This is a genomic window from Actinomyces sp. 594 (assembly GCF_019325145.1).
In the GTDB taxonomy this organism is placed as follows: domain Bacteria; phylum Actinomycetota; class Actinomycetes; order Actinomycetales; family Actinomycetaceae; genus Actinomyces.
This window is the reverse complement of the sequence record NZ_PIZC01000017.1, coordinates 1-6952: the sequence shown is the minus strand read 5'-3', so window position 1 is coordinate 6952 and position 6952 is coordinate 1. Positions and strand designations below refer to the sequence as shown.

Genomic DNA, 6952 nt, shown 5'->3' with positions numbered 1-6952 from the left:
GGCGCCCCTGCCCTTCGGAAAGTAGGGCAGGGGCGCAGCCGGGCGCCGGGCCGGCCCGGTTCAGCCCTGGCGGTGGAAGCGCTCCTTGAGGCGGGCGACGCGCTCGTCCCAGTTCTCCTTGCGCTCCTGCCGACGCTCCTGGCGCATTACGCGCGTCGCCTCGCGGTGGGCGGCCTTGGCGGCCTCCTGCGCCGCCTCCAGCTCCGCCAGTACCTCAGCGGCGGGACGCCGCACCACCACGCCGTCGAGCGGGGCTACCACCCCGTCCAGCACTTCCTCCGCGTACTCGCGCGCCTCGGCAAAGATGGCCGTCGTGCCCGCGGGCAGGCGCGAGCTGAACTCGCCGATGGCGGTCTCGGCACGGTTGACCCGCTCGACGTCGACGAAGCCGCCCGCCAGGGCGCCGGCGCCCCAGCCGAGCAGCATCCCCAGCGGCCCACCCAGGATGCCAACCACCATGCCGATCAGTCCGCCGGAGAACGCGCCGTCGCCGATGCGGGAGTCCGCGCCCTCAGCCAGGTGCAGGTGGCCGTCCGGCTCCCGCTCAGCAATGATCGCGGCAGGGACCGATACCCTGCCCGCCTGCGCCGCCTGCCGGATGTCGCTGAGGGCCTCGTAGGCCTTACTGGACTCCGCGAAGGTGATGACTAGGAAGTTGTGCGCCGTCATGTTTTCCGTCTCCTGTCCGGTAGTGGTTGAGGATCCCCTGAGGATCGATTACGTGGAAAGTAAACAGCTAATGTTGTGCTAGCGCGCCGGAGTTGGAGCTGAATTCAGGGATCTGGAGTGGTTTTCATAGAGTTGGTTCAGTATTATCCGGGCGGCTTCCCGGCGTGCTTGAAGAGCACAGTAAGAGACAGGCGGAGACGGGTGTGGTGCACCTTGTGAATTCATGGGTTCGGTGGGGCCGCAACCAGGTCGTAAGAAGGACTGCAGGTAACTATGCGGGTGTGGATCCACTACTGCGCAACTGTCTGCTCGTACTGGCGTTCGTGCTCATTGGCGCCTGTTTCTCTGCGGCGGAGATGGCACTGGTATCTCTGCGCCCCACCCAGGTCGACGAGCTGGCTCGGCGCGGCCGCTCCGGGAGCGCGGTGAAACGCCTGACCGCTGATTCCAATCAGTTCCTTTCAGCCGTCCAGGTGGGCGTGACGATAACCGGGTTCTTCTCCGCGTCCTTCGGGGCCGCCCAGATCGCCCCTGCGTTGGCGCCCGCCCTGACCGCCGTCGGGGTGGGCGACGCGACCGCTGCCGCGATTGCCTTCGTTGCGGTCACCCTGCTGATCGCGTACCTGTCGGTTGTGGTGGGGGAGCTGGTGCCCAAGCGCATTGCCATGCAGTCGGCCCGGACCGTTGCCCTGGTGGTGGCGCGACCGCTCGCGGCGATCACCGGGGCTCTGCGCCCAGTGATCTGGCTGCTGGGCGCCTCCACCAACGGCCTGCTGCGGCTACTGGGACGCGACCCGGCGGCCCGGACCGACTCCGTGGGTCTTGGCGAGCTACGCACTCTCATCCAGGCGCAGGAGAGCCTGGGGCGGGAGGAGCGGCGGATGGTGGTGGATCTGCTGTCGGTGGGGGAGCGCACGGTGGCTGAGGTGATGACACCGCGCCCCGAGGTTGAGTTCGTTGACGCGGAGCTGCGGTTGGCGCAGGCACGGGCCGCACTGTCCGGTCTGGAGCACTCCCGCTACCCGGTGCGCCGGGGACGGAATGACGACGACGTCGTCGGCTACGTGCACCTGCGCGACCTGATCGCCCCCGCCGACGAGGCGCGCACAGTCGGCCAGATCGCGCGCGACATTCTGCTGCTCCCGGCTACGGTGCCCGTGGTGTCCGCGCTGACGCAGATGCGCGCGGCCAGTGCGCATATCGCCCTGGTTGTGGACGAGTACGGCGGAACCGATGGGATCGTCACGGTGGAGGACGTGGTTGAGGAATTCACCGGGCAGATCGCCGATGAGTATGACCGGGAGGAGCCCGCGGTGGTGAGCCACGACGGCGTCGTCGTAGTCACCGGGCTCATCTCCCGTGCTGACCTTGCCCGGGAACTGGGCCGCGAGCTGCCCGACGGCCCCTTCGACACGCTTGGTGGCTTCATCATGGCCGAGCTGGGGCGGATGCCGAAGGTGGGCGACGTGGTTGCCTGGGAGCGCCTGCGTCTGAAGGTAATTGCGCTGGACGGCCGCCGGGTGGGCAAGGTCGAGGTCGCCTCGCCCGACCCGCCGGCGGGCCGCCCTACCCGCACGCCCCGTCAGGACGCGTGCTGACCGGGCTCGCGCTCGTTTAGCTTCCAAACGGCGCAGGACAGGACTGTCGCGAAGGCGGTCCAGGCCGCGTACGGCGCCAAGACCGCACCGCGCCCCCGGCTCACCTTGAAGACGCGGCGGGTGAGATCCGCGGAACTGGCGGCGAGCACTCCCGCCCAGGCGGCGGCGAGCATCGGCTGCTCGGCTCGGAAGAAGGCCCAGCTCCAGCCACCGTTGAGTGCCAGGTTCGTGACGGTTGCCGCCAGAAACCGATTCGCCTCCTTGTTGCTTCCGGTGAGCTCACCAGCCTGCCACAGGTCCGCCAGGGTGAGGCCGGTGGTCGCTGCGAGGTCCGTGTACAGCGTGGTCCAGACGATCGGGAAGACCTCATTGGGTGGGTTCCAGTCGGGCTTCTTGAGGTCCTTGTAGTACTTGCCCCTCGGGTCCGAGGCGGCGGTTCCGGCCGCGGCCGTCGCCGCCACCAGCGCGGATGTGGTCAGCAGTGCTTTCAGCTTCAGGTGTGCCATTTGGTGGCCCTCCATTGTTCCCGCGTACTCGTTTTTCGAGTACTGCTTCATGGAGGTTATTGAGCCGAGGTGAAGGGGAGCCCGGCATGGGCGAACAAGTGCGTGGGTAGGCGCCCGGCAGTCGCGGAGGACCGCCTGGAGCCGGGCTGATGCGTCTGCGCCCGAACATGGCGCCACGCCGTACGGCCGCGCGAGTCCGCGCCGGACCGGTCATGGCCGGGCGGCGTGCAGCTGCCAGATCTCGTCACAGCGGTGCGCGCAGGCGGTCACCAGGCGGGCGTTTGGCAGGTCCACGGTGCGCACCCAGTGGCCGGCGTCGACGGCGCTGCGGCCGAAGTCCTGGTGCCGTGCCACCAGGCGGGTGGCGATTTCGGCCTCGGGGACGTCCAGCAATATCAGTAGGTCGATCCGGGCGCGGGCTCCGGCCCAGCCGCCACGGTCCAGGGCCAGGTAGTTGCCCTCGGTGAGTACGACGCCCGACCCGCGCACCAGCGTGCCGGCCGCGACCGGCTCATGCAGGTCCCGCCGGTAAACCGGCACCAGGACGTCTGGGCAGCCGGAGGCGCGCACCCGGTCTAGCGCGGAGAGGTAGCCGGCGACGTCGAAGGTGTCCGGGGCGCCCTTGCGGCCGTGGCGGTCCAGCTGATCCAGGACGGCATTGGACAGGTGGAAGCCGTCCATGGGGACGGTGCCCGCGAGCATGCCACGGTCCCGCAGCTGGTCCTCCAGGGAGGCCGCGAGGGTGGACTTGCCCGACCCGGGTGCGCCGGTGAGTCCCACGATGGTTCGACCTTTGCCGCCGCAGGCCGTGGGGTCGTCGTCAGTGCCGTCGTCGATGCCGTGGGGATGGCTGTGGTGGTCGGGCGTGATCCCGGCCGTGGCGCCGCGCAGGCGGCGCTCCAGGCGGTCCACCAGGTCCGCGAGCAGCACCTCGGCGGATCCGGTGCGGACGATCGGTGAGGCGGGCACAGATCGATTATGACTGATCGCCGCCCGCCCTCCCCACCGAGGTCGGTAAATATGGCGGTGGGAATGCCCGTACGCCGTTGTGTGCACTGCGGCGGCCCAGACACTGTCGATGCCACGGCGACCGACGTTGCTCATATGTGCGATGTTAGCGGCGGGCACGGGGTGCTGCGGTGAGTGAGGTCTGCGGAAGCGGGTCGGGGCCGGGCGTTGCACGACCCTGGTCCGCATTCCACGACCCTGGTGCGTGTTCCACGACCCCGGGGTGGTCGTGGAACGTACACGAAGGTCGTGCAACTCGCCCGAAGGTCGTGCAACGCGTGTCGGGAAGAGTGCTCAAGCACCCTAAGGGACACAACCGAGGCGCTCAATCGCCCGATCGTTGGTCCTACAACCCCCTGATCGCCAAGTCCCGATTCCTCAGCGCCAGAGAGGATCACATGAGCTGGATTAATGCTGCCGGTCTCACGGTTGCCCAAGGATGGGCCGGCACCGGCCACACCACCGCAGCGTTAGACACCGCTGCGTCCCTCCCCACTCAAGTACCCAGGAGGTCCCATGACGGACTGGATCACCCCGCCGACCGACGGCGGCGAACGCCTCGATGGAACTGGCGCCGCGCTGCTCACCGCGGACCGTATCCTGACCGGACGCCGCGGCGACGCCGCAGGCAGCCTCGAAAGCATCGGCGAGGATGACCCGCAGGGCGGCGCCGTCTTCATCGACGGCACCCGCATCATCGCGGTCGGCCCCGCGGCCGAACTGACCGCCCGACTCGGGGAGCTGGCCACCGCCGCCGGGACCGCGCCCGCGCAGGTGCGCCGCGTCGACCTGCCCGGCACCACCCTCATGCCCGGGCTCATCGAGACCCACGCCCACCTGCCCACCTCCGGCACGGACGTGGAGTACCCCGACTACGGCGCCCACGACGTCGCCCGACTCACGCTGAACGCCGCCCGCTCGGCGCGCGAGCTGATGTCCCTCGGCGTCACCAGCGCGCAGAGCCTGGGCGCCCGCCACTACGTGGACGTCGCCCTGCGCGACGCCATCGAGAACGGCGACCTGCGTGGGCCTCGCATCACCGCCGCCGGCCCCCAGATCACCGTCACCGCCGGCCACGCCCACCACGCGGGCGGCGAGGCGGACGGACTCGATGAGATCCGCCACCAGGTCCGGATCCACCACAAGCGGGGCGTCGACACCATCAAGGCGATGGCCACCGGCGGATTCACCACCTCCGGCTCGGTGCCCTGGCTGGCCCAGTTCAGCCAGGAGGAGCTCACCGTCATGTTCGCCGACGCCCACCGCCTGGGCAAGTGGACCGCCGCCCACGCCCACGGCACCCAGGGCATCGAGCGGGCGGTGCGCGCCGGCGTCGACTACATCGCCCACGCCTCCTTCATCAGCCCCGCCGCCCGCTCCGAACCCGACCCGCACCTGGCCGACGAGATCGCCGCGGCCGGCATCTACGTGGACTGCACCATCACCGCCGAACTGCCCCGCATGATCGAGCGCGACGACACCTTCGCCCCGCCCGTCCGCATGCTGTGGGAGCACGGCGTCAAGATCGTCGCCGGGCACGACGCCGGTATTCCCGGTGTTCCGAACCGGGGTTACGTCGGCGGCCTGGAGGCGCTGGAGTATGTCGGCCTGCCCCGCACGGAGGTGCTGCTCGCCGCCACCTCCCGCGCCGCCGCCGGCATAGGCCTGGCGGGCGTGACCGGCGTGCTCGCCCCTGACTTCGACGCCGACCTGATCGCCGTCGCCGGGGACCCGCGCGATGGGCTGGGCGTATTGCGCGACCTGCGGCTCGTGGTCAGCCGGGGCCGCGAGTTCATTCCGGACCGCGTGCCCGGGCTCGCGCACGACACCGACCTCGACGCCTTCGCCGGGCCGGGCTCGGTGCTCGGCCAGTGGCGGAACCGGGACGTACTGCGCGCCCGACACCCGGAGGTGTGAGGCTCACGCATCCGCGGCATCGTGCTGGGCTCGGTGGGACTGGATCTGCTGGAGCGGGAGCTGGTGAGTTGACGCGCATCATTTTGCGGTCAGGCGCGTCGACGTCGGGATAGGCTCCGGATGACGGTTTGAGACCCGGATTCGGGTGGAGGCGTGCTGCTCGGCTAGGGGCTTCCCCGCCGAGTTCATGCAGTTCCGGAAGGGAGGGCGACGGTGCGCAGGTCATTGAGCCGAGTTCCCGGCATGACGGTCACCGACCTCGTCCCGGTCAACGAGGACGACCCAGGTGGCTCTAACGGCTACAGTGGGGGCGGGCGCAGGTTTTGGTCAAGTACAACACGGCAGACAACCCCAACATTGTCGTCAATGAGTACATCGCCAACAGAATCGTGATCGCCCTGGGCATCCCCACGCCCCTCGGTGACCTGTGGTTCGACCCGTCGGCCGGCGAACCGGCATGGGTTGTCGCCGAGATAGGGGAGCCGGGAAACCACTTCCCGCCGCCGCAGGAGGCCGCACTGCGCTCCATTCCCGAGAAGACGCGGGCCCTCATGGAGGCATTTGATGCGCTCATCTACAACACTGACCGCCATGAGGAGAACATTCTGGCCGACAACGATGGCCATGCCTGGGTAGTAGACCACGACGGGGCTCTTTTCGGCGACATCAAAGATGACCGGGCGACGGGGCTGCTGAGTACCAAGGATCGCACCGACTACGACCCAATGGGCTTCTGGGGAAATCTGCCTGCTACTTCGGCAGCCAGGGAACGTGCCATCGCCCACATCCGGGAGGGTAAGGGCGTCGTCGGGTGGGCGTCGACGACGTAGGATCATTTGCAACGCCACTTCGGGGTTAACAACGCCTGTTAACGGCCTGCTGAAGGGCTGCGAGGTATACAGCAGGCCGTTAAGTAGCGTTGTTAACGTCCAACCGGCGCAGCAGACACCTCACCCGGCACAACCACCACACCCTCGAACCGGAAGAGCCACTTCGACGGGTCTGTGGAGACGGTCGCCGCGCTGACCCGGGCGTGAGCGCATCCCGTTGATCGCGACCGGTGGCCGGAAGAGCCATGGCGGGGGCGGCCTGGCCGCGGCACAATCGGGCCCATGACCCGTCCCCTCCGCGACCTGTCCCGGCCCACCATGCCCTGCTCCGCTGTGCAGGCGCGCATGGCCGGGGAGACCGCCGCCCGCGCCGCGGCGGCGGGCCCCGCCCCGGCACTGCCCGAGGACGCCGGCGCCGAGGCCG

Annotated in this window: 6 protein-coding genes; 3 read left to right on the top strand and 3 right to left on the bottom strand. The window is 69.2% G+C overall.

Annotation, left to right across the window (positions count from 1 at the left end; all coding sequences use genetic code 11):
* Positions 1-60 precede the first annotated feature (60 nt).
* A complete protein-coding gene (locus GZ998_RS02495; RefSeq protein WP_161923320.1) occupies positions 61-669 on the bottom strand; it encodes a DUF1269 domain-containing protein in 609 nt (202 codons plus the stop codon).
* Positions 670-950: 281 nt separating this feature from the next.
* Between GZ998_RS02495 and GZ998_RS02490 the strand changes: the two genes are divergently transcribed.
* The gene (locus GZ998_RS02490; protein WP_161923321.1) at positions 951-2267 is read left to right on the top strand and encodes a hemolysin family protein; all 1317 of its coding nucleotides are present in this window, start codon (positions 951-953) and stop codon (positions 2265-2267) included.
* On the opposite strand, the gene GZ998_RS02485 is transcribed toward GZ998_RS02490, so the two are convergent.
* Complete coding sequence (locus tag GZ998_RS02485; RefSeq protein ID WP_219108786.1) at positions 2252-2773, bottom strand: TspO/MBR family protein; 522 nt, start codon at positions 2771-2773, stop codon at positions 2252-2254. The genes GZ998_RS02490 and GZ998_RS02485 overlap by 16 nt on opposite strands.
* Before the next feature lie 210 nt (positions 2774-2983).
* Positions 2984-3742, bottom strand: a complete 759-nt coding sequence (locus GZ998_RS02480) for a phosphoribulokinase (protein WP_374939148.1) — start codon at positions 3740-3742, stop codon at positions 2984-2986.
* Positions 3743-4297: 555 nt separating this feature from the next.
* Here GZ998_RS02480 and GZ998_RS02475 point away from each other — a divergent pair.
* Complete coding sequence (locus GZ998_RS02475) at positions 4298-5698, top strand: amidohydrolase family protein (RefSeq protein ID WP_202616232.1); 1401 nt, start codon at positions 4298-4300, stop codon at positions 5696-5698.
* A 323-nt stretch (positions 5699-6021) separates the two neighbouring features.
* On the top strand, positions 6022-6528 hold the full coding sequence (locus tag GZ998_RS02470) for a hypothetical protein (protein ID WP_219108782.1): 507 nt from the start codon (positions 6022-6024) through the stop codon (positions 6526-6528).
* Positions 6529-6952: the final 424 nt, after the last annotated feature.

Excerpts from the sequence above, each read along its gene's own strand:
- GZ998_RS02475 (WP_202616232.1), top strand. The coding sequence starts at position 4,298 with ATGACGGACTGGATCACCCCGCCGACCGACGGCGGCGAACGCCTCGAT.
- GZ998_RS02495 (WP_161923320.1), bottom strand. The coding sequence starts at position 669 with ATGACGGCGCACAACTTCCTAGTCATCACCTTCGCGGAGTCCAGTAAG.
- GZ998_RS02485 (WP_219108786.1), bottom strand. The coding sequence starts at position 2,773 with ATGGCACACCTGAAGCTGAAAGCACTGCTGACCACATCCGCGCTGGTG.